We start from the raw sequence: 24436 nt of genomic DNA, 5'->3' as shown, positions 1-24436 counted from the left end.
GCACGGGATCCTCCGCCGGGGAGATCAGGTCCATGGCAATTCTTCGTCCCGCGCTGCTTCTCGGCCTCTTCCTCGGGGCGGCGCCGGCGCTGGCCCAGGGCCCGGCTCCGGGCATGAATCCGGGCACCAATCCGGGCTCTGCCGCGTCCCCGGCCACGGCGGGTTCCCAGGTCAGCGGCCGCCGGACCACGGCCACCGGCCAGACCAAACCCCCGGGCGGAACCGCAGCCACCGGATTGCCGCAGCCCGTGAACCAGGCCGAGATGATCAAGGCTCAGAAGGCCGCCGAGGCCCGCTCGAAGGCCTGGGACAGCAAGATGCGCCACACGATGGGCTCGATCTGCCAGGGCTGCTGAGGCCCGGGCGGTCGTCCCGGACGCCGGAGACCCGCGTCCGGGACGAGGGTCCGAAAACGCGAAGGGGCCGCCCGAACGGGCAGCCCCTCCTCGGTCGCCGGGGCGACGGGATCAGCGGGAGTAGAACTCGATGACGAGGTTCGGCTCCATCTGCACCGGGTAGGGCACCTCGGACAGGCTGGGGATGCGGGTGACGCGGGCGGTCATCTTGGCGTGGTCGGCCTCGATGTAGTCCGGCACGTCACGCTCGGAGAGCTGGGTCGCCACGATGACGATCTCGAGCTGGCGGGAGGACTCCTTGACCTCGATGAGGTCGCCGGCCTTCACCTGATAGCTCGGGATGTTGACGCGGACGCCGTTCACCTTGACGTGCCCGTGGTTGACGAACTGGCGCGCGGCGAACGGGGTCGCGACGAACTTCGCCCGGTAGACCACGGCGTCGAGGCGGCGCTCGAGCAGGCCGACGAGGTTCTCGCCGGAATCGCCGCGCAGGCGGATCGCCTCGGCGTAGTAGCGGCGGAACTGCTTCTCGGTGATGTTGCCGTAATAGCCCTTGAGCTTCTGCTTGGCGCGCAGCTGCGTGCCGAAGTCGCTCATCTTGCCCTTGCGGCGCTGGCCGTGCTGGCCGGGGCCGTATTCGCGGCGGTTGACGGGGCTCTTCGGGCGGCCCCAGATGTTCTGGCCCATGCGGCGGTCGAGCTTGTGCTTGGCCTGAATCCGCTTCGACATATCTTCCGCGTCCTCTCGTGACGAGAATGAGGAACGCGCCCTCCTTTTCCCGGCCCTTCGCGGTCCGGGACGACAGGGCGGGAGGATCCCGCCCACGGGTGCGCGTGAAAACGCGACGGGGCCCCGTGCGGAGCCCCATCGACGGCGGGTCTTTAGGGGACGGACGCGCCGCGGTCAACCGTGAGAGGTCAGATGGACGAGTCAGTCGTGGTCCGGCGCGGCGCGCCCGCGGACGCGGAGGCGATCCGGGGGCTGGTGGAGGCGGCCTACACCAAATGGATCCCGGTAATCGGGCGCCTGCCGATTCCCATGCAGGCGGATTACGCGCAGGCTTTGCGGGACCACCGCTTCGACCTGCTGCGGACCGGTCCGGATCTCGCCGGCCTGATCGAGACGCGGGCCGAGGCCGATCACCTCTTGGTCGTCAACGTCGCGGTGGACCCGGCCTTCCAGGGCCGGGGCTTCGGCAGCCGGCTGATGGGACGGGCCGACGCCGTCGCGGCCGAGGCCGGGCTCGCGCGGCTGCGCCTCTACACCAACAAGAAGTACACGGCGAACCTGCGCCTCTACGGGGCGCTCGGCTACCGGGTGGAGCGGGAGGAGCTCTACGACGGACCGGGCCGGACCCGCGACGACGACGTCACCGTGCACATGGTGAAGGACTTGGTTTGAGGCATCGGCGCCGGCCTTACCGTCATCGCGAGCGCAGCGAAGCGACCCAGGGTGGCGCGCCGCCGTAGAGCGTGGCGCCTCTGGATTGCTTCGCGGCGCTCGCAAAGACGAGGCGTCTCCCGGCTCCCCTCAGGTCACCACGCTCGGCTCAGGCCGTCCGGTGCGCGGCTCGATCTCGGCGATCGCGCGGGCCGCGGCCGCGACCGGGGCCAGCACCTCGGCAACGGCCAAGTCGAGGCGGTCCGGTGCGTTCTCGTAGCGCTCTAGGTAGACCCGCAGCGTCGCCCCGGCGGTGCCGGTGCCGGAGAGCCGGAACACCGCCCGCGCATCCTCGGCGAAGCCGATCCGGATGCCCTGGCGCTCGGTGAGCGAGCCGTCCACCGGATCGCGGTAGGCGAACTCGTCGGCCGTCGAGACCGTGAGATCGCCGATCCGCGTGCCCGGCAGCCCGGCGAGTTTCTCGCGGAGCGCGTCCATCAGACCGTTGGCGGCGTCCGAATCCACCTCCTCGTAGTCGTGGCGGGCGTAGTAGTCGCGCCCGTAGGTGCGCCAGTGCGCCCGCACCAGCGCGTCGGCCCGCTCGCCCGTGGCGGCGAGGATGTTGAGCCAGAGCAGCACCGCCCAGAGCCCATCCTTCTCGCGCACGTGGTTCGAGCCGGTGCCGGCGCTCTCCTCGCCGCACAGGGTGATGAGGCCCGCGTCGAGGAGATTGCCAAAAAACTTCCAGCCGGTGGGCGTCTCGTAGGCCTTGATGCCCAGCGCGGCCGCGACCCGGTCGGCGGCGCGGCTCGTGGGCATGGAGCGCGCGACACCGGCCAGCCCGCCCGCGTAGCCCGGCGCCCGGTGGGCGTGGGCGGCGAGCAGGGCGAGGCTGTCGCTCGGCGTCACGAACAGGCCCGGGGCCACGATCATGTTGCGGTCGCCGTCGCCGTCCGAGGCGGCGCCGAAATCCGGCGCGTCCGGCCCCTGCATCAGGTCGAACAGGTCGTGGCAATGGACCGGGTTCGGATCCGGGTGGTGACCGCCGAAATCCTCTTTCGGGACCGCGTTGACCACCGTGCCCGCGGGGGCGCCGAGCATCCCTTCCAGGATCGCCGTCGCGTAGGGGCCGGTCACCGCGCTCATGGCGTCGAAGCGCATGCGGAAGCCGGAGGCGAACAGGCGCGCCACCGCGTCGAAGTCGATGAGCGTGCGCATCAGCGCGGCGTAGTCGGCCACCGGGTCGATGACCGTCACCGTCATGCCGCCGAGGCGGGTGTCGCCCAGAGTGTCGAGGTCGAGGTCCGGGGCCTCCACGAGGCGGTATTCCGTGATCGCCTTCGCCCGCGCGAAGATCGCGTTCGTCAGCGTCTCGGGCGCCGGGCCGCCATTGGCGGCGTTGAACTTGATGCCGAAATCGCCGTCCGGCCCGCCCGGGTTGTGGCTCGCCGAGAGCACGATGCCGCCGAGCGCCTTGGCCTTCCGGATGACGCAGGAGGCAGCCGGCGTCGAGAGCAGGCCGCCCTGACCGACGAGGACCCGGCCGAAGCCGTTGCCGGCGGCGAGGCGCAGCGTCTTCTGCACCACCTCGCGGTTGAGGAACCGGCCGTCGCCGCCCAGCACGAGGGTCGCGCCCGCCTTGTCGGGCAGGGTGTCGAAGATCGCCTGGACGAAGTTCTCGACGTAGTTCGGCTGCCGGAACACCGGCACCTTCTTGCGCAGGCCGGAGGTGCCCGGCTTCTGGTCGGGGAAGGGCGTGGTCGCGACGGTGGTCGGAGTCGTCATAAGCGGGCGTCTCCCGGAATCTCCCGCCTCAATGCCCGTCCGGGAGCTTGGCGTCACCAGCCCCGGCGACAGGGGCGGGCTTTTTTCACGCGGTTTCGCCGGATCGGGCGACGGAACCCGCCGCCTGTCCGCCGCCGGCCGGTCCGGAGCGTTGCGCCCGCCGCCGCCCGCCGGTTGAATCGCCCGAGCCGCCAGACAAGGCGGATTGGAGGAGACATCATGGCGGACAGACCAATGCGGACGGACCCGGACGCGGCCCGGCCCGGCCGGGGCTTGGCCCGGCGCGAGCTGGTCGGGGCGCTCGCCGCCGGGGCGGCGGTCGCGGCCTCGGCGGCCCAAGCCGTCGCGGCCCAATCCGTCGCGGCGCCTGCCGTCGCGGCTCCTGTCGTCGCGGCTCCGGCGGCCCAGCTGACGACGGACGAGTTCCGCCTGCCCTGGAGCGAGCCGGGGGTCGAAATCTACGTGCGCAACAAGCGGCCCGCGGGAACCGAGCGGTTCCCGGGCGACCGGATCCTGCTCTACGTGCACGGCTCCACCTACCCGTCCTCCACCGCCTTCGACCTGCCGCTCGGGGGGATGTCGGCCATGGACTACCTCGCGGGCCTCGGCTTCGACGTCTACTGCGTGGACCTGCCGGGCTACGGCCTGTCCGGACGCCCGGCCGCCATGGATGCGCCGCCCGCCGACAATCCGCCGCTCATGCGGACGCCGGACGCCGCCAAGGTGGTGGGGCAGGTCGTCGACTTCATCCGGAAGCGGCGCAACGTCGAGAAGATCGACCTGATGGGCTGGTCCTGGGGGACCTCCACCATGGGGCTCTACACCAGCACCCACAACGACGCGGTCAACCGCCTCGTCCTCTACGCGCCGCAATGGCTGGCGCGCACGCCCGGCCTGATCGGCGGCGGCGGCACGGTGGGGGCCTATCGCACCGTCAGCCGGGACAGCGCCCGAGCGCGCTGGCTGACCGGCGTCCCCGAGGACAAGAAGGCCGACCTGATCCCGGCGGGCTGGTTCGACCAATGGGCCGACGCGACCTTCGCCACCGACCCGGTCGGGGCGAAGCGATCGCCGCCGGTCCTGCGCGCGCCGAACGGCACGGTCGCCGACAAGGACGCCTACTGGGCGGCGGGGAAGCCGCTCTACGATCCGGGCGAGATCCGCGTGCCCGTGCTGATCATCCACGCCGAGTGGGACGCCGACCTGCCGAGCTACCAGGCGCAGGAATACTTCACCAAGCTCACCCACGCCCCCTACAAGCGCTTCGTCGAGCTGGGGGAGGGCACCCATACGGTGATGATGGAGAAGAACCGCATGCAGTTCCTCCACGCGGTCGGGGCCTTCCTCACGGAGGCGGACCCGCAGGCGCTGAACTGAGCGGCGAGCCCCGGGGGCCGGCCGATCCCATAGCACCGCCCCATCCTGAGGTGCGCGCGTCAGCGGGCGCCGCAGGGGGGCTCCAGGGATCGCGCGGCCGGATGGAGGCCTCCTTCGAGGCCTCCGCTTCGCTCCGGCACCTCAGGACGAGGGGGCGCCAGGGCATGGGGCGAGGCGGCCGGTCCGGCCGCCTCGGGAAGCCTTCTACTCCGCCGCCTGCCGCGCCGCGTAGCCCAGCCGCTCGTTCAGCGCGCGGATCAGCTTGGCGGCCGCCTCGGCGATCACCGTGCCGGGCGGGAAGATCGCCGCCGCGCCCGCGGCCGTCAGCGCCTCGTAGTCGCCCGGCGGGATGACGCCGCCGATGGCGATCATCACGTCGTCCCGGCCCTGCTCGGTCAGCGCCGCCTTCAGCTCCGGCACCAGGGTCAGGTGGCCGGCAGCCAGGGACGAGACGCCGACGATGTGGACGTCGTTCTCCACCGCCTGCCGGGCGGCCTCCGCCGGGGTGGCGAAGAGCGGCCCGATATCCACGTCGAAGCCGAGATCCGCGAAGGCCGAGGCGATCACCTTCTGGCCGCGGTCGTGCCCGTCCTGGCCCATCTTGGCGACCAGGATGCGCGGCCGGCGACCGTCATTCTCCTCGAACGCCTCGACCAGCGCCCGGACTTCCTCGACCACAGGCGACATGCCCCCCACCTCGCGCTTGTAGACGCCGGAGATCGAGCGGATCTCGGCGCGGTGCCGGCCCCAGGCCTTCTCCAGGGCCTCGGAAATCTCCCCCACCGTCGCCTTGGCGCGGGCGGCCTCGACGGCGAGCTCCAGCAGATTCTCGGTGCCCTCGGCGGCCTTCGTGAGGGCCTCCAGCCGGGCCGTCACCGCCGCCTCGTCGCGCTCGGCGCGCAGGCGCTTGAGCTTGTCGATCTGGAGCCGGCGGACATTGCCGTTGTCGACCCGCAGCAGGTCGATGGCCATGTCGTCGTCGGCCCGGAACTTGTTCACGCCGACGATGGTCTGCCGGCCGGAATCGATCCGCGCCTGGGCGCGGGCGGCGGCCTCCTCGATGCGGAGCTTCGGGATGCCGGCCTCGATCGCCTTGGCCATGCCGCCGAGGCCGTCGACCTCGCGGATGTGCTCCCAGGCCCGGGCCACCATGTCGGCCGTGAGCTTCTCCACATAGTAGGAGCCGCCCCAGGGATCGACGATCCGGGTGGTGCCGCTCTCCTGCTGCAGGAACAGCTGCGTGTTCCGGGCGATCCGCGCCGAGAAGTCGGTGGGCAGCGCCAACGCCTCGTCCAGCGCGTTGGTGTGGAGCGACTGCGTGCCGCCCTGCGTCGCCGCCATCGCCTCGATGTTGGTGCGGGTGACGTTGTTGAACACGTCCTGCGCGGTGAGCGACCAGCCGCTCGTCTGCGAATGGGTGCGCAGGGCCAGGGATTTCTCCGACTTCGGATCGAACCCCTTCACGAGTTTCGCCCAGATCAGGCGCGCGGCCCGCATCTTGGCGACCTCCATGAAGAAGTTGGTCGAGATCGCCCAGAAGAACGACAGGCGCGGGGCGAACTGGTCGATGGTCAGCCCGGCGGCGAGGCCCGCCTTGATGTACTCGACGCCGTCGGCGAGCGTGTAGGCGAGCTCCAGGTCGTTCGTCGCCCCGGCCTCCTGCATGTGATAGCCGGAGATCGAGATCGAGTTGAACTTCGGCATGTTCTTCGACGTGTAGGCGAAGATGTCCGAGATGATCCGCATCGATCCCTTGGGGGGATAGATGTAGGTGTTGCGGACCATGAACTCCTTGAGGATGTCGTTCTGGATCGTGCCGGCGAGCTTCTGCGGCGGCACGCCCTGCTCCTCCGCGGCGACGATGTAGAGCGCGAGGATCGGCAGCACCGCGCCGTTCATCGTCATCGACACGGTCATCTCGTCGAGGGGAATCCCCGAGAACAGCGTGCGCATGTCGTAGATCGAGTCGATCGCCACGCCCGCCATGCCGACATCGCCGGAGACCCGGGGATGGTCGGAATCGTAGCCGCGGTGGGTGGCGAGGTCGAAGGCGACCGACAGGCCCTTCTGCCCGGCCGCGAGGTTGCGGCGGTAGAAGGCGTTCGAATCCTCGGCCGTGGAGAAGCCGGCGTACTGCCGGATCGTCCAGGGCTGAGTGACGTACATGGTCGGGTAGGGGCCGCGCAGGAACGGCGCGATCCCCGGATAGGTGTCGAGGAACTCGAGGCCCTCCCGGTCCTCCGGTCCGTACCGGCCCTTCACCGGGATACCCTCCGGCGTCATCCAGGGCTCGCCCAGCGCCGGCGCCGCGACCGCGAGCGATTCGCCGGCCAGCGGGATTTCGGCGAAGTTCGGGATGCGGGAGGTCATGGCGTTGACTCGTTATGGCGTTTGTCACGCCATTATAGACACGCGCTTGACGCGGGCTACTCCCCCGCAGGTCCAGGACCGCGTCCGCCCCGCAGGACGTAGACAACCGCGCCCGCCAGCATCAGCGCCATCCCGTACCACGTGATCGCGTAGACGAGGTGGTTGTTGGGGAAGGCGATCACCGTCAGGCCGCCCACCGGCAGCCCGCCGGGATTGGGCGTCGCGTCCGCATCCACGAAGTAGGGGGCGACGCCGGTCAGGCCGCGCGCCGCCGCGATGGCGGCCACGTCGCGGGAATACCAGCGGTCGTCCTTGGGATCGTTCGAGCGCAGGAACGCGCCCCCGGGCTCGGTCAGCCGCAGGAGGCCGGTCACCGTGGTCTCCCCCGCGACCTGCCCGGGCGCCCGGGTCGCCGGATCCCGCCGGTCGCCGGGCACGAAGCCGCGATTGACCAGCACGAGGCTGCCGTCCGGACGCCGCAGGGGCGTCAGCACCCAGAATCCGCCGCCGCGCTCGGTGACGGCCTGAACCAGGGTCTCGCGATCGTGCAGGAAGGTGCCCGCGAGCCGGACGTGCCGGTAGGCGTCGTCGGGGCCGACGCGCGGCCATGCGGCCGAGTCGGGGGCCGGCACCGGCGGGGCATGGACCCGGGCATCGACCCGGGCGATCAGATCGAGCTTCCAGGCCCGCCGCTCCACCTGCCACGTGCCGAGCCCGAGCAGGACGACGAAGACGAGGCCCGCGCCGACGCCGAACACGACGCGCCGCCACAACGCAATCGGGGCCGGGGAGGGGCTCAAGCCCCCCGCCGACCCCGCGGGTCTCATCTGCGGACGCGCGCTCAGCGGGCGTTGTTCATGACGTCGTGGGCATCCATCGGCATCATGTTGTGGTTGAGGTGGTACATGACCCACACCGAGCCGGCGAGCATGATCACCACCAGCGTGATGGTGAAGATCAGCGCCATGAAGGTCCAGCCGCCCTCCGACTTCGTGCTCATGTGCAGGAAGTAGATGACGTGCACGACCATCTGGACGCCGCCGAGCGCCAGGATGACCAGGGTGGTGACGAGGCTGTTGTCGAGGACGTTGCCCATCACCAGCCAGAACGGGATCACCGTCAGGATCACCGACAGGACGAAGCCCGTCATGTAGCTCTGGAAGCTGCCGTGCCCGCCCTCGCTGTGGGCGTGCGCATCGTGCGTGTCCTGGCCGTGGCCGGTGAGGCGGTGTGCGTCGGCGCTCATTCGAGCACTCCCATCAGGTAGACGACGGTGAAGACGCCGATCCAGATCAGGTCGAGGAAGTGCCAGAACATCGACAGGCACATCAGCCGGCGCTTGTTCTCGACGATCAGGCCGCGCTTGCTGACCTGCACCATCAGCACGACGAGCCACAGGATGCCCATGGAGACGTGCAGGCCGTGGGTCCCGACCAGGGTGTAGAACGACGACAGGAACGCGCTGCGCCAGGGCGGCGCGCCCTCGTGGAACAGGTGGACGAATTCCCGGATCTCCAGGGCCACGAAGGCCACGCCGAACAGGCCCGTGATGGCGAGCCAGATCTGCGTCTGCTTCACCCGGTCCCGGTCCATCTCCAGCATGGCGAAGCCGTAGGTGATGGACGAGAACAGCAGCATGGCGGTGTTCACCGCGATGCCGGGCAGGTCGAACAGCTCCTTCGGAGTGGGGCCGGCCGCGAAGCTGCGCCCGAGCACCCCGTAGGTCGCGAACAGGGTCGCGAAGATGAGGCAGTCGCTCATCAGGTAGAGCCAGAACCCGAGCATGGTCGAGCCCTCGGAATGATGGCCCTCCTCGTCGGTCTGGTAGAAGACCGGCGCCGCGGCGCCGGGGGGTGCAGTCTCCGCGTGCATCATCGGATCACGCCATCTCCAGTTCGCGCGTCCGCTGACCTTCCGTCCGACTGACGACGTCGGCGGGAATGTAGTAGTCGCGATTGTAATTGAAGGTGTGGGCAATCGCGACGACGAAGATCGCCACGAAGGTGAGCGCCGCCAGCCACCAGACGTACCAGACCATGGCCAGGCCGAAGGCGAAGTTCAGCCCCGCCAGGATCGCGCCGGTCGCGGTGTTCTTGGGCATGTGGATCGGCTTGTAGCCCTTGAGGGGACGGTCGAAGCCGCGGTTCTTCATATCCCACCACGCATCGGAATCGTGGACCACCGGCGTGAAGGCGAAGTTGTAGTCCGGCGGCGGCGAAGAGGTGGACCATTCGAGGGTCCGGCCGCCCCACGGATCGCCGCTGAGGTCGCGCAGCTTGTCGCGGTTCCGGATCGAAACCACGAACATGATGATCTGCGAGGCGATGCCGCAGGCGATGAGCGCCGCGCCGATGGCGGCGATGACGAACCAGATCTGCAGCGACGGGTCGTCGAAGTGCTGCATGCGCCGGGTCACGCCCATCAGGCCGAGCACGTAGAGCGGCATGAAGGCGACGTAGAACCCGGTCACCCAGAACCCGAGGGCGACCTTCCCCCAGAAGTCGTCGAGCTTGAAGCCGAAGGCCTTGGGGAACCAGAAGGTCACGCCGGCGAACATGCCGAACAGCACGCCGCCGATGATCACGTTGTGGAAGTGCGCGATCAGGAACAGCGAGTTGTGCAGCACGAAGTCGGCCGGGGGCACCGCCAGGAGGACGCCGGTCATGCCGCCGATCACGAAGGTGACGATGAACGCCACCACCCACATCATCGGCACCTCGAACCGGATCCGGCCGCGGTACATCGTGAACATCCAGTTGAAGATCTTCGCGCCCGTCGGGATCGAGATGATCATGGTCGTGATCCCGAAGAACGAGTTCACGTCCGCGCCCGAGCCCATCGTGAAGAAGTGGTGCAGCCACACGAGGTAGGCGAGGATGGTGATCACCACCAGCGCGTAGACCATCGAGGTGTAGCCGAACAGGCGCTTGCCGCAGAAGGTCGAGGTGATCTCCGAGAACACGCCGAAGGCCGGCAGAATCAGGATGTAGACCTCCGGGTGACCCCAGATCCAGATCAGGTTGAAGTACAGCATGGCGTTGCCGCCGAGGTCGTTCGTGAAGAAATGCGTGCCGATGTAGCGGTCGAGCGACAGCATCGCGAGAACGGCCGTGAGGATCGGGAAGGCGGCCACGATCAGGATGTTGGTGCATAGCGACGACCAGACGAAGATCGGCAGCTTCATCATGGTCATGCCGGGCGCCCGCATCTTCACGATGGTGGCGATCAGGTTGATGCCCGAGAGCAGCGTCCCGATGCCGGCGATCTGCAGCGCCCAGATGTAGTAGTCGACGCCGACGCCGGGGCTCATCGCGGCGCCGGAGAGCGGCGGGTAGGCGAGCCAGGTGGCGCGGGAGAACTCGCCGACGAACAGCGAGACCATCACCAGCATGCCGCCGGCCACCGTCATCCAGAAGCTGAAGTTGTTCAGGAACGGGAAGGCCACGTCGCGGGCGCCGATCTGCAGCGGCACCGCGAAGTTCATGAGCCCCGTGACGAACGGCATCGCCACGAAGAAGATCATGATCATGCCGTGGGCGGTGAAGATCTGGTCGTAGTGGTGCGGCGGCAGGAAGCCCTGCTGGTCACCGAAGGCGACCGCCTGCTGCGAGCGCATCAGGATCGCGTCGGCGAAGCCGCGCAGCAGCATCACGCCCGCGAAGATGCAGTACATGATGCCGATCTTCTTGTGGTCGATCGACGTGATCCAGTCACGCCACATCGGCCCCCAGAAGCGGTAATAGGTGATGACCCCGAGCACGGCGAGGCCGACCACGGCCACGCCGGCGAAGGTCCCCTGCAGGATCGGCTCGTGATAGGGGATCTGCTCGATCGTAAATCGTCCGACGAGCAGCTGCTGTAGGTCCAGGTTTGCGAACATGGGATCGGCCCGTTCAGTGGGTTCGACGGCGACCGCCGGTCTTGTGTGTGGGTTCCGCTGGCATCACGCGCGGAATCATTGGTTCAGCTGCTTGGGCGCGATCTGCTCGCCCTCGCTCTGGCCCTGGCTGTCCGGCGCCTTCTGGCTCCGGACGTCCGGGTTGCCCATATCGGGCCGCGGCTTCATGCCCTGGGGCTGCGTCTGGCCGTGCGGGCCGGTCTCCGAGGCCGGCGACGTGGCGCCGGGTCCCTCGATCCCGCGCTCGGCGAGGCGGTTGTCGTACCGGAGCCGCTTGTAGTTCTCTTCCGCCTCCGCGCCGGAGGCGCCGCCCTGCGCGTCGATCTTCACCATCTCGCCGACGCACATCTGATCGGGCCGGGGGCACATGCCGATGATCCGGTCGTAGAGGCCCTTCATGTAGGACTTGTAGAACCGCGCCGGTTCGGCCTCGCTCGGCTCCTCGAGCTTCAGGTAGGCCTCCTGGGTGAGCTCGCCGCCCTCGGCCTTGGCCTTGGCGATCCACTGGTCGAACTTGTCGTTGGCCAGGCCGTGGAACTTGAAGAACATGTTCGAGAAGCCGGCGCCGCTGTAATGCGCCGAGCGGCCCTCCCAGGCGCCCTCCCGGTTGATCACCGCGTGGAGCTGGGTCTGCATGCCCGGCATGGCGTAGACCATGCCGGCGAGGGTCGGCACGTAGAACGTGTTCATCACGTCGGTGGCGGTGATCTTGAAGCGGATCGGCCGGTCCACCGGCGCGGCCAGCTCGTTGACCGTGGCGATCCCGTATTGCGGGTAGAGGAACAGCCACTTCCAATCCATGGCCACCGCCTCGACCTCCAGCGGCACCGTGCCGGCCGGGACGTCGCGCTTCGTGTCGATCTTGCTGAGCGGCCGGAACGGATCGAGGGTGTGTGTCCCGATCCAGGTCAGGGCTCCCAGCGCGATGATGATCATCAGCGGCGCCGTCCAGATCAGCACCTCGAGCTGCGTCGAGTGGTGCCACTCGGGATCGTAGACCGCGTCCTCGTTCGTGGCGCGGTAGCGCCACGCGAAGATCAGCGTGAAGGCGATCACCGGGACGATGATCAGGAGCATCAGCCCGGTCGCCGCCAGCACGAGGTTGCGCTGCTGCTCGGCCACGTAGCCGGCCGGCTGCATGACCACGAAGTTGCAGCCGCCGAGCAGGGTCAGGAGCGGCAGGGTCAGGAGCGGCAGGAGGCGCCGCCCGCGGCCGCCTCGGCGGGTCGCGGTGTCGGTCCTGTCCGGTCGATGGGTCGTAGAGGTCACAGCACGCGTCTCGTCATCCCAGGCCGCTTGCGCGGCGCTTCTGCCGTGCCGCGCGAGGCGGCGTTCCTGTCAGCGATGGGCGGATCGGGCGGCCTGCGCCGCCGCCCGCCGACTACATCTGGCGCAGTTCCGACCGGTCGGTGAACAGGGCCACGAGGCTGCAGACCGCGCCGGAGAGGAGGTAGACGCCGATCATCGCCAAGCCGTAGCGCTGCGACAGGAACAGGGCCACGAGCGGCGCGAAGCCGGCCCCGATCAGCCACGCGAAGTCGGAGGTGAGCGCGGCGCCGGTGTAGCGGTAGCGGTTGCCCAGCCGGGCCGTCACGGCGCCCGCGGTCTGGCCATAGGCGAGCCCGAGCAGCATGAAGCCGATCGTGACGTAGATCGTCTGGCCGATGGCGCTCTCGCCGAACAGGAGCGGCGCGATGATGCTGCCGATGGCGAAGAAGCCGATCAGCGAGGCGCTCATGATCAGGGCGTTGCGGCGGCCGATCTGGTCGGCGATCAGACCGGAGGCGGCGACCGCGCCGGCGCAGACGATGGCCCCGGAGAACTGCACGATCAGGAACTCGCCGGGCGAGCGGGTGGTGCTGTTCAGCGCCAGCCACGCGATCGGGAAGATCGTCACGAGGTGGAACAGCGCGAAGGCCGCGAGCGGCACGAAGGCGCCGCGGATCACGTCGCCCGCATGGTGGCGGAACAGCTCGAGGGCCGGGACCGGACGCAGCCGGTCGAGGTCCATCATCCGGGCGAATTCCTCGGTGGCGACGAGGCGCAGCCGGGCGAACAGGGCGACCACGTTGATGGTGAAGGCGCAGTAGAACGGGAAGCGCCAGCCCCAGTCGATGAAGTCCGCCTCGTCGAGGTTGACGATGAAGAACGCGAACAGGGCGCTGGCCACCATGAAGCCCAGCGGCGCACCGAGCTGCGGGATCATCGCGTACCAGCCGCGGCGCTCCCGCGGGGCGTTCATGGCGAGCAGCGAGGCGAGGCCGTCCCAGGCGCCGCCCAGCGCGAGGCCCTGCAGGATCCGCAGGCCGGCCAGGATGTAGACCGACGCGATGCCGATGCTGTCGTAGCGCGGCAGGAAGCTCACCGCCGCCGTCGAGCCGCCCAGCAGGAACAGGGCCGTGGTGAGCTTGACGCTGCGCCCGTGGCGCCGGTCGATCGCCATGAACAGCACCGTGCCGAGCGGCCGGGCGATGAAGGCGAGGGCGAAGATCGAGAAGGCGTAGAGCGTGCCCTTCAGCGGGTCGACGAAGGGGAAGAACACCTTCGGGAAGACCAGCACGCAGGCGATGCCGAAGACGAAGAAGTCGAAGTATTCGGACGCGCGTCCGATCACCACACCGATGGCGATCTCGTTGGGATGGACCTTGTGGTCTCCCACCGCCTGCTGGGCGTCGCGCTCCAGGATCGTGGCCGAGGCCATTGGGGTATTCGAACTCATTGTTGGCTGCCGCCCTCGCCGCGCGCCTATGGGGTCGCCTTGGCCGGAACCGCCTCATGCGGCATGTCCAGAGGTATCGCAACCGGCTCCGGACGCAAGTTCACCCACTGACGCATGCATAGCACCGGTGGTCGCGGCCATCGGCGGCGCCACGGGGCGTGGACCGCTCACACCCGGTAATGCGCCGAATTCCGTGACAGGTTGATGTTGTAATAGGGGTCGGCGCGCAGCTCGGGACCCCAGCGGTCCAGCATGGTCAGCACCTCGCCCTCGAAGCGCTTCCGCTTCTCGGGCGTGTCCTCGGCCCCGCGGCTCTTCGACTCGTGGTGAATCAATCTGGCGAAGGGCGTCCAGACGATCCGGTAGCCGGCCCGGCGGATCTTCAGGCAGAGATCGACGTCGTTGAAGGCGACCTTCAGGGCCTCGGCGTCGAAGCCTCCGACCACCGCGAAGACATCGGCCCGCATGGCGAGGCACGCGCCGGTGACCGCCGAGACCTCGTGGGCGATGACCATGCGGCAGAAATAGCCCGGATCCGCGTCCGCGACGCCGAGATGGCTGTGGCCCGCGACGCCGCCGATCCCGAGGACGATGCCGCCGTGCTGGATCGTGTGGTCCGGATAGAGGAGCTTCGCCCCGACGGCCCCGATCTCCGGCCGCACCGCGTGGCGGACCAGCTCGGCGAGCCAGCCGGGCTCGAGCACCTCGATGTCGTTGTTGAGGAACAGGAGCACCGGGCCGGTGGCCGCGGCGGCGCCGCGGTTCGACAGGTCCGAGAAGTTGAAGGCGCCCGCTACCGGCACGACGCGCACCCGCGGATCGTCCCGGTAGCGGGCGAACAGGGCGGCGGTCTCGGGCTCGCGGCTGTCGTTGTCGACGATGATCACCTCGATGTCGGGGTAGTCGGTCGCGCCGAGCAAGCCGTCGAGGGTCACCGACAGGATCTCGGCCCGGTCCCGGGTCGGGATGATCGCGGAGACCCGCGGCGGCGGCGCCGGCAGCGGCCGGATCAGGCGGTTGAAGCCCCCGGGACCGCGCTCCGCCCGGCCGCCCCAGGGGGCCACGACCTCCTCCAGGGCGCGCAGGCGCGCGGCCTCCGCCCGGGCGAGGGACCGGTCGGAGAAGGTGCCGGAGCCCTGCGCGGCGCGCCAGTGATAGAGCACCCGCGGGATGTGGCGGATGCGGCCGGGATCGAGCCCGTCGGTGAGTCGCAGCAGCAGGTCGTGGTCCTGGCTGCCCTCGAAGCCCGGACGCAGGCCGCCGACGGCGCGCAGCGCCTCGGTGCGCACGACCGTGAGATGGTTGATGTAGTTCTGGGCGTAGAGAAGCTCGCGGTCGAAGCACGCCTTGAAATGCGGGTCGAACCGGCGGCCGCGCCCGTCGATCTTGTCCTCGTCGCTGTAGATCAGCACGAGGTCCGGATCGCGGCGCAGCGCCCGGGCGACCTCGTAGAGGGCGTCCTCGGTGAGCGCGTCGTCGTGGTCCATGAAGGCGCAGACCGCGCCCCGGGCCATGCCCAGCGCGTCGTTGGTCGCCCGGGCGATGTGGCCGTTCTCCGGCCGGGTGAGGACGCGGATGCGCGGGTCGGCCTCGGCCGCCCGGCTCAGGATCCGCGGGATCTCGGGGCGCGTGGAGGCGTCGTCGACGGCGCACAATTCCCAGTGGGGATAGAGCTGCGCGCGCAGCGACGCCAGGGCCGCCCGCAGCACCTTCGGGTCGGGATTGTGGACCGGCATCAGCACGGAGATCAGCGGCGGATCGGTCCAGGCGGCGATCTCGGCGGCGATCCCGTCCCGCTCCGCACGGCGCAGGCTGTGGGTTCCGAGCCACGCCTCGTAGCCGCTGACGCGCCGGTGGCGCAGCGCCCGGCCGAGGAAGCCACGGGCGCGCACCTTCTTGCCGAGGATCCGCCAAGCGAGCGCCTGGGCGGTCAGGCCGGGATCGCGCAGGAGACCGCGCGCGGCCAGGATCGGCCGGGCGAGACGATGCACGGCGATCCGACGCAGCCGGACCGGGACCCGTCCCGCCGGATCGGCGACGCGCAACGCGACGACGTCCTCGGGCAGGCGGCCGATCCACGCGAAGGCGCCCCCGCCCCGGGCCTCCTGGGGCAGCACCGTGCCTGGGCGTCCGTCCGGTCCGACGAAGCTGATGTCCGGGAGGGTGTCGCGGCCCTCGGCCGGGTCGTTGGACAGGACGATCTCGACCCAGCGGCCCGCGAGGCCCGGGAGGGCGACGCGCAGGCCGTCCGAGGCCGCCCGCGCCGCGAGGTCGCGCCGCTTGCGCCAGAGCCCCGTGAGCTGCGCCGGCAGGGGCTGGAATTCGGGCACCTCCGCCCCGGACGCAGGCACCCTCAACTCCAGCTCTTGTCGACCGAGGCCTTCACGGCATCCGACATGGCGACATCGAAGACGATCATGTCTTCCACCGCCTTGACGGCCTTCAGGCGCTCGGCGAGCGCCATCGTCTCGGCCGGCACCGGGGGCAGGGCCGGGATCGGCTTGGCGATCCCCAGGCGGTCGAACAGCGTCGATGCGAAGGCGGGGAACCGGGATTTGTGCCCGACGATCCCGACGCGGGCGAGAATCTCGATCGCCGCGATGGAGTTGCCCGGATGCAGCCGGTCGTCCGGCATGCGGGTCCCGAGTTGGCGGGTCAGCGGATTGTAGAGCAGCCGGTAGGCGGGTTCGGGCAGCATGCGGAAGAAGCGCTTGAGGCTCTTCACGTCGGAGAAGTCGTACCCCTCCGCGAAGGCGGCGGCCTCGGCGAGCGGGCCCAGGCGCCAGCTGCGCGCGGGATCGGCGGCATCCCCGGCCCGAGCCTTCAGCCAGCGCATCCGGGTCGCCATCTCGATCTGCGGCTCCTGCAGCAGGATGGCGGTGATCATCAGGTCCGGCGTCAGGAAGTTCTCGTAGCGCGGGACGGTCACGGCGCCGGACAGGAAGGCCGACGGTGCGGCCGGGCCGGTCAGGACGCAGGTGAGAATCTCGTCCGGCAGCTTATGGATGCCGAAATAGCAATGCTGGAAATGCGGGAAGAGCGCCGTCTGGAGGACGGTTTCGGGCTCGATGCCGGTGTTGATCAGCATGGTCCGCAGCCGCACCAGCCCCTCGGGCGGCATGCGGCGATAGACCATCACGTTGGTGTCGGCATCGTACAATTCGAGCCGCGGGATCTCCGTCAGCCCCGGCACCTCCGCCTCCGTGACCACGAAGGTGCATTGCCCGGTGGCATGCCACCCGTTGCGCTTGAAGGCCTCGTCGATGACGCTGGCCGGGACCTCGGCCACGCGTCGTCCGTCGACCGCGACCACGACCCGGCTGATGGCGAGGGGATTGTCCGGCACGATCCAGCCGCGGATCGCAACACCCTGATCGTGGTCGATGAAGTAGCGCATGTCCTGAAGCGTGAGGCGGCGGCATGCCGGCGCCCTGTGTCCGCCATGTGTCGCGGCACGGCCTGATGCCGAGCGGCAGGGCCATAGCGCATTTTTCCGCCGGCGTGCACCAGGGCCGGCTTCGGCCTCGAACCGCATCCGAGCCGGTCGATTGAACCGGCCCGAAGATTTTTCCCGCAAGCCCTTGCCCGCAAACCCTTGCCAGACATCACCGATGCAGTCCGGCCCCGTCGCGATCCGGTCGTCCGGTGCCCGGCCGGGCGCGATCGATCCGATCCGCGATGCAGGTTCTGCTTGCGCCCTCGCCGGCCAGCCGCTATAGGCCCCGCCCACCGGAGCAAGAACGGCTCCGGCCCGGGCGCGTAGCTCAGCGGGAGAGCACTACCTTGACATGGTAGGGGTCACAGGTTCGATCCCTGTCGCGCCCACCATCTAACCGAGCGAGGTTGGATGGTTTTTTTGACCGAAGACGGTTTTCTACCGGGTCCCTCAGGTTCGGCGAACCTGAGGCGGGTTCAGCGGACATCAGCCGCAGGTTCGCGTGGCCACCGACCCGACCGTCTCCGAATTCCGGAAATCCGCTGAGGTCACCGATCAGGAGATCGATGCTGCGGTCGACGCGGTGCCGGCCGACCTCGCTACCGACGCGTACCCGCTTGCGAAGGGTTGGAGCCTCGACCTCGTCGTGACCATCCGAACGCACGCCCATGCGGCCGATGCGCTCACCACCGACACGCCGGCCTGGACGCGCACCATGGTCCGGACCGCGATCCTGCTGGCGCACCCGGTGAAGGGATGAGCGAGCCCGAGGCCGATCTGGATCGCGAAGCCACCGCCAATCGCCTGATGCAGCGCCTGAGCGGCTTCGCGCAGGGAATCGGGCTGAGTGGCACGGACGCCCGCCAGATCATCGGCCGCGTGATCGCATCCGATCCGTCGGCCGGGGACGGGGAGCTGATGGCGAAGGCTCGCACCTGGATGCTGATCGCGCTGGGGTAGCGACCTGCCGACGGCCCCATCGCCGCGAGGCGCTCGGCCGCGTCAGGGCATTCGCCCACGCGTGATGGCGGCCTGTGTGGTTGAGCCGCCAGAAATCTGTCCGGCGGATATCCACCCGGCTCGGGCCTGACGAGGCGGCCCAGACGTTCGATCCGGAGACTTCAAGCAGGCGGCTTGCGGGTGCTTCGCGGCGGCACCGCCCGCTTCCGCACGCCGCGAGCCAAATCACGGAGCGTGGTCAGGCGTATCGGCGTTTCCGCTTCCGATCTTGCCAAGCCGACGCGATGCGGCATCGCGCGTCCACCAACGAAAACTGTGTTGCGGTGCGACAGAGATTGATTTCGACCCGGCGGGATCAGCAATGGACCGACAGCGTTCTCACTATTGCTGGCAAAGATTCGCGGAGCGTCGTCATGGGTCTCACCGCATTTGTTGTCTTCGTCGTCCCATGGGTGGTGCTGGCGGTGTATTTCACGCGCACCCCGACGGCCCTTCGCCTGGGGGCCGCGCCCGCGCCTTGGCGGCCGCTGCCGACCCACAGGGAGTTGGCACAGGCCCAGCGGCAGGCGACGCACCCGAACCACGGGCGCAATCCAGATCACGGCGGCATATTGGACCGGGACGGGCACGGTCCGGTGGATTTGCCGCGCGGTGGAGCGCTCGGTACGAGCGTGGAGCCCACCGAACCGGACGACAAGGTCGGTTAGCGTACCGCAGCGCGCGCGGCAGCATGCGATCACGAGGGCCGCGGACCCGCCACGCGCAGGCTACCGGCGTTTCGCTGAGTTGCGTCGCGTAGCGCAGCGATCCCGCGCGGCCCCACGGACACCATCGGACCGCGCCGGAGCAGCGTGGGGCGGACGAGCACCGCGCACAGGCCGAAGAAGCCGCGGGGGCGGCAGCAAACAACCCGGCGGCTCTCCAGGGCGAGCGATGGATCCCGACCACGGTCACGGCGATGCGCTCCCGTCTCCCTTCGGCCCTGTCCGGCGATGCGAAACAGGGTCTCTCAGAGCGCAGGCGAAGCGTCCGGGCTTCCTGTCGCAGCGCCCACGGGGTCGGCCGCGCCGTCGGCAGGGATCGATGCCGTAGGGGTGTCCGGGCGGCGGCGCGTCCGGTCGCGTGTTTCGTCCGGCCGCACGCGATCAAACGTCTGCGTCACCGCGTCCAGAGCGGACGAGGCGCCTGCCATGAGGGCGAGCGCCATCGCCGATCCGACCGAGGTCAGGAAGACGACCGTGGCGATGACTTGCGGAGCGGTCATGGCGCACCTGCGCGGGTGCATCGCGCTGACGATGGGCCCGGATGGCCGCGGCGGAGGCTGCGGCGGAGGCTGCGGCGTCGGATGAGCACGGGCCGTGGCGGAGCGGGGTCGCCCGCAGGCCGGACAGGCGCCCGCGTCATCGCCCCCCCAGGAGCAGGCGGTCCAAACCCGAGGAGAACCTCAACTCGATCCTCCGGCCATCGCGCCCGACGACTTCGCACGGCTGGTTCAGGAGCAGGGCGATCGAGATCAGTCGCAGGGTGTGCGGCGGCATCGCCTCCGGATGAAGCTCGATCATCGCACCGGATGCCCTGAGCTCCCAGATGAGACAATCGCAGCATTCCAGCGGGCGCCCGAAGAAGATCTGCCCGGTCTTGAAGGCAGGCCTCCAGGGCTCGTCCAAGCGCTCCTCGGCCATCGTGACCTCCTGACGAACCAGCCATCGCGTCCTGCGACGATCTGTATTCGCGTTCATTCCCCGCGCGATTTCGGTATCAAACGTCACATCCGGCAGCGCGGCAGCGGTCTCGGGGCACAGGCCCACCGGGTCCGTTCGACGGCACCCGGCCGCGCGGATCCGGGCCCGGCGCGTCCCGCGCGGTCGAGCCTGCGGCGGGGGCCTCGATCGCCAGGGCCGGATCCCGCGTGGCGGCGGAGCCCATCGTGTTAACATTCTACAATCGGCCAGCAGCGCATTTAATTGTTTGTTAACTATTCTAAACAGTCTAGGCGGATCGGAATTGGATCGAGAGGGAGCAGAGGATCCGTGAGCGAGCTGCAGAGGCTTCTGAACGACCCTCGGTTTCGACCCGCAGACAAGACCCAGCGCGACTCCGGCGCCGGGCCCGAAACCAACCTCGGCAACGTCCTGCGCGTCGTCTCGTCGCTGCACGCACGGGCCGAGCTTCAGAAGCCGCCGGCCTCGCCGCAGGATTGGGACGCCCTCATCCTCCGGGTCCAGGCCGCAGCCCGCCAGGCCCGCGAGATCGAGGCGCAGGCCCGTGAGCGGGAGGCGCGCATCGAACAGGTGCTGGATCAGGTGCGTGAGGAGATCCAAGCCTCCAACGAGCGCGCCCGGACGGCGGAGATGCAGGCCCGCGAGGCACAGGTGCGCGCCGAGGCCCAGGTCCTCGCCGCGGAGGAACGCGCCAGGGCCGCCGAGGCCCGCGTCCGCGCCGCCGAGGACCGGGCGCGGCAGGCCGAGGAATGGCTGGAACGCGTCCAGCAGGCGATCCTGTCCGAATTCTCGGACCTCACCGATCAGGAGGCGGCATGAGCGGCGCCGCCCGGGCGCGGGCCGAGACGATGGAGTCCCATCCCCTGACCTACCCGGTCGGGCCTCGCGACGGCGACGCCGCGCCGATCGACCGGGTCGTCGCCCTGTTCTCCGGCGCCGCTTCGGCCGGGCCCGCGGCCGAAGCGGAGGCGGATGACTGGTCGGCCTCCCTGACCGCCGTGCGCGGCGTCGCAGCGCGGGTCCGCGGCCTGCAGGCGAGCGCCCGCGCGTCCGTCCGGGAGGCGCAGCATTCGGTGCGCGCGGCCGAGACGGCACGCCGCGCCGCGGAGGACCGGGCCCGCCACGCTGAATCGCTGCTGCGGGCGGCGCTCGAGCGGGCCGAGCAGGCCGAGGCGCAGGCCCGTGCGGCGGCCGAACGGGCCGAACGGGCCGAGGCCGAGCGAACGGAAGCGCGGGGGTGGCTGCGCCGGATGCACGAGTGCATGGTCAACGAATTCGGCGCCCTGTCCGAGGCCGCGGATCAGCCGTGAGCCGGCGCGCAGCGGCCCCCCGGCGTCCCGGCGGGCGCGACAGGCGCGGGCCGGACGACGCGGTTGCCGGCAGGGCCGTGACACCGACCGCAGGCTGCGCCCAGCCCTAGGCACCATCCGGCCGTGAGACACGGCGATGTCCGGTTGCAGATCTCGGACGCAGGCGTCGGACAGGCGCGGCGACAGGCCGTCTCCGGCGCGATCCACGCCGGGCGTGATCTCGGGGAGAGGCCGCCCCGCGACGGAGCGCACGAACGTGGCCTGCCCGGCCTGGGGATCGCGTCGGCCTGGGGATCGCGCGGGTTGATGCAGTCGTGAGCCGGCCTCCGGTCCGTCGCTCAGCGGATCCGTCCTCGAACAGCCATGCGACATCCCGATGCGGAGCGCCACGGCCGCAGATTCCGCCCGGACGGGGAGGCCCGACCGCGCAGGCGGTGACTGGAGCGGTGCAGCGCATGCAGATTTTGCCGCGGCCTCTTCAATATGACCGGCAACCTTAAGCTCACGAAAACAACTTTCGGACCAAAAGAGCCTGACCTCGTCGTCTCGACCTCGTCCGCCTGGCAGGATCGCCGTGACCCTCAGCCTCGTCCTCAGCACGTCCCTTCCGCTTCTCACCGGGGCGGTGGCCCTGTTGTGGGCCGGGTTCGTCGCCCCGGAGCGGGAGGAGCGTCCCGACGGGCCCGGCGCCCGCGACCTGCGCACGTGGTGAGCGGCGGGCGCCGGCCGAACACCGCCTGAGAGGCCCGCGGCCCCGTCCCGGATCGCTTCCGCGGGGGGCGTCCGGCGGGCTATGACGCGGCGGATGCCCTCGCGGCGAGGGCCGGTCACGGAGGCTCCCCATGGATCTCGGCTTGAGCGGGCGCCGGGCGCTCGTCTGCGCGGCGAGCAAGGGACTGGGCAGGGGCTGCGCCCTGGCGCTGGCCCGCGAGGGCGTCGCGGTGACGATCACGGCCCGCAACGCGGAGCTCCTGGAGCGGACCGCCGGGGAGATCCGCAGCGAGACCGGGGTCACCGTCACCGCCGTCGCGGGCGACATCGCCACCGAGGCCGGCCGGGCCGCGGCGCTCGCCGCCTGCCCAGAGCCCGACATCCTGATCAACAATGCCGGCGGGCCGCCCCCCGGCGACTTCCGCGACTGGGACCGCGACGCCTGGATCCGGGCGCTCGACGCCAACATGCTGGCGCCGATCGCCCTGATCCAGGCGACCGTCGACGGGATGATCGCCCGCAAGTTCGGCCGGATCGTCAACATCACATCCGGCGCCGTGAAGGCGCCGATCGAGCATCTCGGCCTGTCGAACGGCGCCCGATCGGGGCTGACGGGCTTCGTGGCCGGCCTCGCCCGGCAGACGGTGCGGCACGGGGTGACCATCAACAACCTGCTGCCCGGCCCCTTCGACACGGACCGGATCCGCAGCAACGCCGCAGCCGGCGCCGCCAAGGCGGGCACCACCGTGGAGGCGTTCCTGGAGGCGCGGGCGCGCGCCAACCCCGCCGGCCGGTTCGGGCACCCCGACGAGTTCGGCGCCGCCTGCGCGTTCCTGTGCAGCCGGCAGGCGGGGTTCATCACCGGCCAGAACCTGCTGATGGACGGCGGCGCCTATCCCGGCACGTTCTGACGGGCGGGGGCCCGCCCGGGCCCTCCGCTTGCATCGACGGCCCGCAACATCGCGCGGTGAGGATCATGAGCGTACGCGAGACCGTCGAGGCGCGGCTGGCCCGCATCGGGGAGGGGGACAAGGCGGTCTTCACCCGGCTCTACGCCGCCGAGGCCCGCGCGGCGGCGGACGCCGCCGACGCCCGCCGCCGGGACGGGATCTCCCTCGGCCCCCTCGACGGCGCGATGGTCTCGATCAAGGACCTGTTCGACGTGGCGGGCGAGACGACGCGCGCCGGCTCGATCCTGCTGGCCGACGGGGCGCCGGCGCGGGCCGATGCCCCGGTGGTCGCCCGCCTGCGCCGGGCCGGCGCGGTGATCCTGGGCAAGACCAACATGTCCGAGTTCGCCTTCTCGGGGCTCGGCCTCAACCCGCATTACGGCACCCCCGGCAACGCCGCCGATCCGGCGCGCATCCCGGGGGGCTCGTCCTCAGGCGCCGGGGTCTCGGTGGGGCAGGGGACCAGCGACATCGCGATCGGGTCGGATACGGGGGGCTCCGTCCGGATCCCCGCCGCGCTGAACGGCGTCGTGGGCTTCAAGCCGACCGCCTGCCGCGTGCCGCTGGACGGGGCCTTCCCGCTCTCCTACGCCCTCGATTCGCTGGGTCCGCTCGCCCGGACGGTGGCGGAATGCGCGGCCGCCGACGCCGTGATGGCGGGCGCGGAGCCCGTGCCGTTGGAGGCTTTCCCCGTCGCGGGCCTGCGCGTCGGCGTGCCGCGGGGCCTGCTGTTCACCGAGACGGAGCCGCTCGTGGCCGAGGCCTTCGAGCGCGCGCTGGCCTGCCTGTCCCGGGCTGGCGCCCGAATCGTCGACCACCCGATCGACGATCTCCTCGCCGCGATGGACGCGGCCATGCCGGACGGCTCTATCGCGGCGATCGAGGCCGCGGCGGTCCATGCCGACTGGCTGGACAGCGCAGCGTCCCGCTACGACCCGCGGGTCCACCGCCGCATCCTGGCCGGCCGGACCGCGACGGCGGCGCGCTACGTCCGGACGATGCGCCGGCGGGCCGAACTGATCACCGCCTTCGACCGGGTTCTCGCCCCCCTCGACGTGCTGGTCCTCCCGGCGACCGCCACCACGGCGCCGCTCACCGCCCCGCTGGAGGCGGACGACGCGGCGTTCCTGAACGCCAATCGCCTGATGCTGCGCAACACGGCGTTCGGCAATTTCTTCGATCTCACCGGCCTGTCGCTGCCGATGCCGGATCTCGCCCGGCCGGCGGGGCTGATGCTGCTCGCCCGCCACGGGCAGGACCGCCGCCTCCTGGCCCTCGGCGCCGGCATCGAGGCGGCGCTGGCGGGGTAGGGGGCTCCGCGCCGCTCCCGTCATCGCGAGCGCAGCGAAGCGACCCAGGGCAGCAGCGTGACCCCGGTGGACGTGGCGCGACCCTGGATTGCTTCGCTGCGCTCGCAAAGACGGCCACCGTACATCGGGAGCGCCCACGCATCCGGACACACT

General features: G+C 70.3%; 24 protein-coding genes and 1 tRNA gene. 12 read left to right on the top strand and 13 right to left on the bottom strand.

The features are described from left to right. The first annotated feature begins 32 nt into the window (after positions 1-32). Complete coding sequence (locus P9K36_RS09970) at positions 33-356, top strand: hypothetical protein (RefSeq protein WP_043379541.1); 324 nt, start codon at positions 33-35, stop codon at positions 354-356. A 111-nt stretch (positions 357-467) separates the two neighbouring features. Here the strand turns inward: P9K36_RS09970 and rpsD are convergent, their stop codons facing one another. Continuing rightward, positions 468-1085 (bottom strand): 30S ribosomal protein S4, encoded by a 618-nt coding sequence (gene rpsD, locus P9K36_RS09965; RefSeq protein ID WP_010686187.1) that lies wholly within the window; start codon positions 1083-1085, stop codon positions 468-470. A gap of 192 nt (positions 1086-1277) precedes the next feature. Between rpsD and P9K36_RS09960 the strand changes: the two genes are divergently transcribed. Continuing rightward, positions 1278-1757 carry a GNAT family N-acetyltransferase gene (locus P9K36_RS09960; protein WP_043379543.1) on the top strand — a complete coding sequence of 160 codons (480 nt, stop codon included), beginning with the start codon at positions 1278-1280 and terminating at the stop codon, positions 1755-1757. Positions 1758-1886: 129 nt separating this feature from the next. On the opposite strand, the gene P9K36_RS09955 is transcribed toward P9K36_RS09960, so the two are convergent. Next, positions 1887-3521, bottom strand: coding sequence for an alpha-D-glucose phosphate-specific phosphoglucomutase (locus P9K36_RS09955; RefSeq protein WP_043379544.1), 1635 nt, complete (start codon positions 3519-3521; stop codon positions 1887-1889). Between the two features lie 219 nt (positions 3522-3740). Here P9K36_RS09955 and P9K36_RS09950 point away from each other — a divergent pair, with 219 nt between their 5' ends. After that, entirely contained in the window at positions 3741-4898 is a 1158-nt protein-coding gene (locus P9K36_RS09950) for an alpha/beta hydrolase (protein WP_278306960.1), read from the top strand. A 204-nt stretch (positions 4899-5102) separates the two neighbouring features. Here the strand turns inward: P9K36_RS09950 and scpA are convergent, their stop codons facing one another. The 9 genes from scpA to P9K36_RS09905 form a co-directional block, all read right to left on the bottom strand. Further along, positions 5103-7268 (bottom strand): methylmalonyl-CoA mutase, encoded by a 2166-nt coding sequence (gene scpA, locus P9K36_RS09945; protein WP_179698641.1) that lies wholly within the window; start codon positions 7266-7268, stop codon positions 5103-5105. Positions 7269-7324: 56 nt separating this feature from the next. Continuing rightward, positions 7325-8095 carry an SURF1 family protein gene (locus P9K36_RS09940; protein WP_278306959.1) on the bottom strand — a complete coding sequence of 257 codons (771 nt, stop codon included), beginning with the start codon at positions 8093-8095 and terminating at the stop codon, positions 7325-7327. A gap of 14 nt (positions 8096-8109) precedes the next feature. Continuing rightward, positions 8110-8514 carry a cytochrome o ubiquinol oxidase subunit IV gene (gene cyoD, locus P9K36_RS09935; protein ID WP_043379552.1) on the bottom strand — a complete coding sequence of 135 codons (405 nt, stop codon included), beginning with the start codon at positions 8512-8514 and terminating at the stop codon, positions 8110-8112. Next, the gene (cyoC, locus tag P9K36_RS09930) at positions 8511-9143 is read right to left on the bottom strand and encodes a cytochrome o ubiquinol oxidase subunit III (protein WP_043379554.1); all 633 of its coding nucleotides are present in this window, start codon (positions 9141-9143) and stop codon (positions 8511-8513) included. The genes cyoD and cyoC overlap by 4 nt, the downstream gene beginning before the upstream one ends. Positions 9144-9147: 4 nt before the next feature. Continuing rightward, positions 9148-11148 (bottom strand): cytochrome o ubiquinol oxidase subunit I, encoded by a 2001-nt coding sequence (gene cyoB, locus P9K36_RS09925; RefSeq protein WP_043346007.1) that lies wholly within the window; start codon positions 11146-11148, stop codon positions 9148-9150. Positions 11149-11223: 75 nt separating this feature from the next. Then, positions 11224-12435 carry a ubiquinol oxidase subunit II gene (gene cyoA / locus P9K36_RS09920; protein WP_043379557.1) on the bottom strand — a complete coding sequence of 404 codons (1212 nt, stop codon included), beginning with the start codon at positions 12433-12435 and terminating at the stop codon, positions 11224-11226. 112 nt (positions 12436-12547) lie between these two features. Further along, positions 12548-13885 (bottom strand): MFS transporter, encoded by a 1338-nt coding sequence (locus P9K36_RS09915; protein WP_043379559.1) that lies wholly within the window; start codon positions 13883-13885, stop codon positions 12548-12550. Positions 13886-14052: 167 nt separating this feature from the next. Continuing rightward, positions 14053-16197 carry a glycosyltransferase family 2 protein gene (locus P9K36_RS09910; protein ID WP_278307271.1) on the bottom strand — a complete coding sequence of 715 codons (2145 nt, stop codon included), beginning with the start codon at positions 16195-16197 and terminating at the stop codon, positions 14053-14055. A 41-nt stretch (positions 16198-16238) separates the two neighbouring features. Beyond that, positions 16239-17282, bottom strand: coding sequence for a hypothetical protein (locus tag P9K36_RS09905; RefSeq protein ID WP_043345999.1), 1044 nt, complete (start codon positions 17280-17282; stop codon positions 16239-16241). 356 nt (positions 17283-17638) lie between these two features. On the opposite strand from P9K36_RS09905, the gene P9K36_RS09900 reads away from it, so the two are divergent. The 4 genes from P9K36_RS09900 to P9K36_RS09885 all read left to right on the top strand — a co-directional run bounded on the left by P9K36_RS09900 (position 17639) and on the right by P9K36_RS09885 (position 18988). Continuing rightward, positions 17639-17713 (top strand) — tRNA-Val (locus tag P9K36_RS09900). A 110-nt stretch (positions 17714-17823) separates the two neighbouring features. Further along, positions 17824-18081 (top strand): hypothetical protein, encoded by a 258-nt coding sequence (locus P9K36_RS09895; protein ID WP_043756895.1) that lies wholly within the window; start codon positions 17824-17826, stop codon positions 18079-18081. Beyond that, positions 18078-18281: a hypothetical protein gene (locus tag P9K36_RS09890; RefSeq protein ID WP_043379564.1), complete on the top strand. Its 204-nt coding sequence runs from the start codon at positions 18078-18080 to the stop codon at positions 18279-18281. Before P9K36_RS09895 ends, P9K36_RS09890 begins: the two co-directional genes overlap by 4 nt. 413 nt (positions 18282-18694) lie before the next feature. Next, complete coding sequence (locus tag P9K36_RS09885; protein ID WP_043756892.1) at positions 18695-18988, top strand: hypothetical protein; 294 nt, start codon at positions 18695-18697, stop codon at positions 18986-18988. Positions 18989-19290: 302 nt separating this feature from the next. Here the strand turns inward: P9K36_RS09885 and P9K36_RS09880 are convergent, their stop codons facing one another. Both P9K36_RS09880 and P9K36_RS09875 read right to left on the bottom strand, forming a co-directional pair. Beyond that, positions 19291-19545: a hypothetical protein gene (locus P9K36_RS09880; protein ID WP_043379566.1), complete on the bottom strand. Its 255-nt coding sequence runs from the start codon at positions 19543-19545 to the stop codon at positions 19291-19293. Positions 19546-19681: 136 nt separating this feature from the next. Beyond that, positions 19682-19963 carry a hypothetical protein gene (locus P9K36_RS09875; RefSeq protein ID WP_052083598.1) on the bottom strand — a complete coding sequence of 94 codons (282 nt, stop codon included), beginning with the start codon at positions 19961-19963 and terminating at the stop codon, positions 19682-19684. Positions 19964-20311: 348 nt separating this feature from the next. On the opposite strand from P9K36_RS09875, the gene P9K36_RS09870 reads away from it, so the two are divergent. From P9K36_RS09870 to P9K36_RS09850, 5 genes are all read left to right on the top strand, one after another. Next, positions 20312-20821, top strand: a complete 510-nt coding sequence (locus tag P9K36_RS09870; RefSeq protein WP_043756890.1) for a hypothetical protein — start codon at positions 20312-20314, stop codon at positions 20819-20821. Continuing rightward, positions 20818-21312: a hypothetical protein gene (locus P9K36_RS09865; protein ID WP_236961448.1), complete on the top strand. Its 495-nt coding sequence runs from the start codon at positions 20818-20820 to the stop codon at positions 21310-21312. The genes P9K36_RS09870 and P9K36_RS09865 overlap by 4 nt, the downstream gene beginning before the upstream one ends. Positions 21313-21886: 574 nt before the next feature. Next, complete coding sequence (locus P9K36_RS09860; RefSeq protein ID WP_164706393.1) at positions 21887-22024, top strand: hypothetical protein; 138 nt, start codon at positions 21887-21889, stop codon at positions 22022-22024. Between the two features lie 130 nt (positions 22025-22154). After that, on the top strand, positions 22155-22934 hold the full coding sequence (locus P9K36_RS09855; RefSeq protein ID WP_043379573.1) for an SDR family oxidoreductase: 780 nt from the start codon (positions 22155-22157) through the stop codon (positions 22932-22934). Positions 22935-22999: 65 nt separating this feature from the next. Further along, positions 23000-24283 (top strand): amidase, encoded by a 1284-nt coding sequence (locus tag P9K36_RS09850; protein WP_111474012.1) that lies wholly within the window; start codon positions 23000-23002, stop codon positions 24281-24283. Positions 24284-24436: the final 153 nt, after the last annotated feature.

Source organism: Methylobacterium sp. 391_Methyba4, from assembly GCF_029691625.1.
GTDB classification, from domain to species: domain Bacteria; phylum Pseudomonadota; class Alphaproteobacteria; order Rhizobiales; family Beijerinckiaceae; genus Methylobacterium; species Methylobacterium fujisawaense.
Note: the sequence above shows the minus strand (reverse complement) of the source record. Positions and strands in the feature narration are given on the sequence as shown.

What these genes read in the sequence shown, in the direction of transcription:
- P9K36_RS09970 (WP_043379541.1), top strand. Translation starts at nt 33, where the DNA reads ATGGCAATTCTTCGTCCCGCGCTGCTTCTCGGCCTCTTCCTCGGGGCG.
- rpsD (WP_010686187.1), bottom strand. Translation starts at nt 1,085, where the DNA reads ATGTCGAAGCGGATTCAGGCCAAGCACAAGCTCGACCGCCGCATGGGC.
- P9K36_RS09960 (WP_043379543.1), top strand. Translation starts at nt 1,278, where the DNA reads ATGGACGAGTCAGTCGTGGTCCGGCGCGGCGCGCCCGCGGACGCGGAG.
- P9K36_RS09955 (WP_043379544.1), bottom strand. Translation starts at nt 3,521, where the DNA reads ATGACGACTCCGACCACCGTCGCGACCACGCCCTTCCCCGACCAGAAG.
- P9K36_RS09950 (WP_278306960.1), top strand. Translation starts at nt 3,741, where the DNA reads ATGGCGGACAGACCAATGCGGACGGACCCGGACGCGGCCCGGCCCGGC.
- scpA (WP_179698641.1), bottom strand. Translation starts at nt 7,268, where the DNA reads ATGACCTCCCGCATCCCGAACTTCGCCGAAATCCCGCTGGCCGGCGAA.
- P9K36_RS09940 (WP_278306959.1), bottom strand. Translation starts at nt 8,095, where the DNA reads ATGAGACCCGCGGGGTCGGCGGGGGGCTTGAGCCCCTCCCCGGCCCCG.
- cyoD (WP_043379552.1), bottom strand. Translation starts at nt 8,514, where the DNA reads ATGAGCGCCGACGCACACCGCCTCACCGGCCACGGCCAGGACACGCAC.
- cyoC (WP_043379554.1), bottom strand. Translation starts at nt 9,143, where the DNA reads ATGATGCACGCGGAGACTGCACCCCCCGGCGCCGCGGCGCCGGTCTTC.
- cyoB (WP_043346007.1), bottom strand. Translation starts at nt 11,148, where the DNA reads ATGTTCGCAAACCTGGACCTACAGCAGCTGCTCGTCGGACGATTTACG.
- P9K36_RS09915 (WP_043379559.1), bottom strand. Translation starts at nt 13,885, where the DNA reads ATGAGTTCGAATACCCCAATGGCCTCGGCCACGATCCTGGAGCGCGAC.
- P9K36_RS09905 (WP_043345999.1), bottom strand. Translation starts at nt 17,282, where the DNA reads ATGCGCTACTTCATCGACCACGATCAGGGTGTTGCGATCCGCGGCTGG.
- P9K36_RS09890 (WP_043379564.1), top strand. Translation starts at nt 18,078, where the DNA reads ATGAGCGAGCCCGAGGCCGATCTGGATCGCGAAGCCACCGCCAATCGC.
- P9K36_RS09885 (WP_043756892.1), top strand. Translation starts at nt 18,695, where the DNA reads ATGGGTCTCACCGCATTTGTTGTCTTCGTCGTCCCATGGGTGGTGCTG.
- P9K36_RS09880 (WP_043379566.1), bottom strand. Translation starts at nt 19,545, where the DNA reads ATGACCGCTCCGCAAGTCATCGCCACGGTCGTCTTCCTGACCTCGGTC.
- P9K36_RS09875 (WP_052083598.1), bottom strand. Translation starts at nt 19,963, where the DNA reads ATGGCCGAGGAGCGCTTGGACGAGCCCTGGAGGCCTGCCTTCAAGACC.
- P9K36_RS09865 (WP_236961448.1), top strand. Translation starts at nt 20,818, where the DNA reads ATGAGCGGCGCCGCCCGGGCGCGGGCCGAGACGATGGAGTCCCATCCC.
- P9K36_RS09855 (WP_043379573.1), top strand. Translation starts at nt 22,155, where the DNA reads ATGGATCTCGGCTTGAGCGGGCGCCGGGCGCTCGTCTGCGCGGCGAGC.
- P9K36_RS09850 (WP_111474012.1), top strand. Translation starts at nt 23,000, where the DNA reads ATGAGCGTACGCGAGACCGTCGAGGCGCGGCTGGCCCGCATCGGGGAG.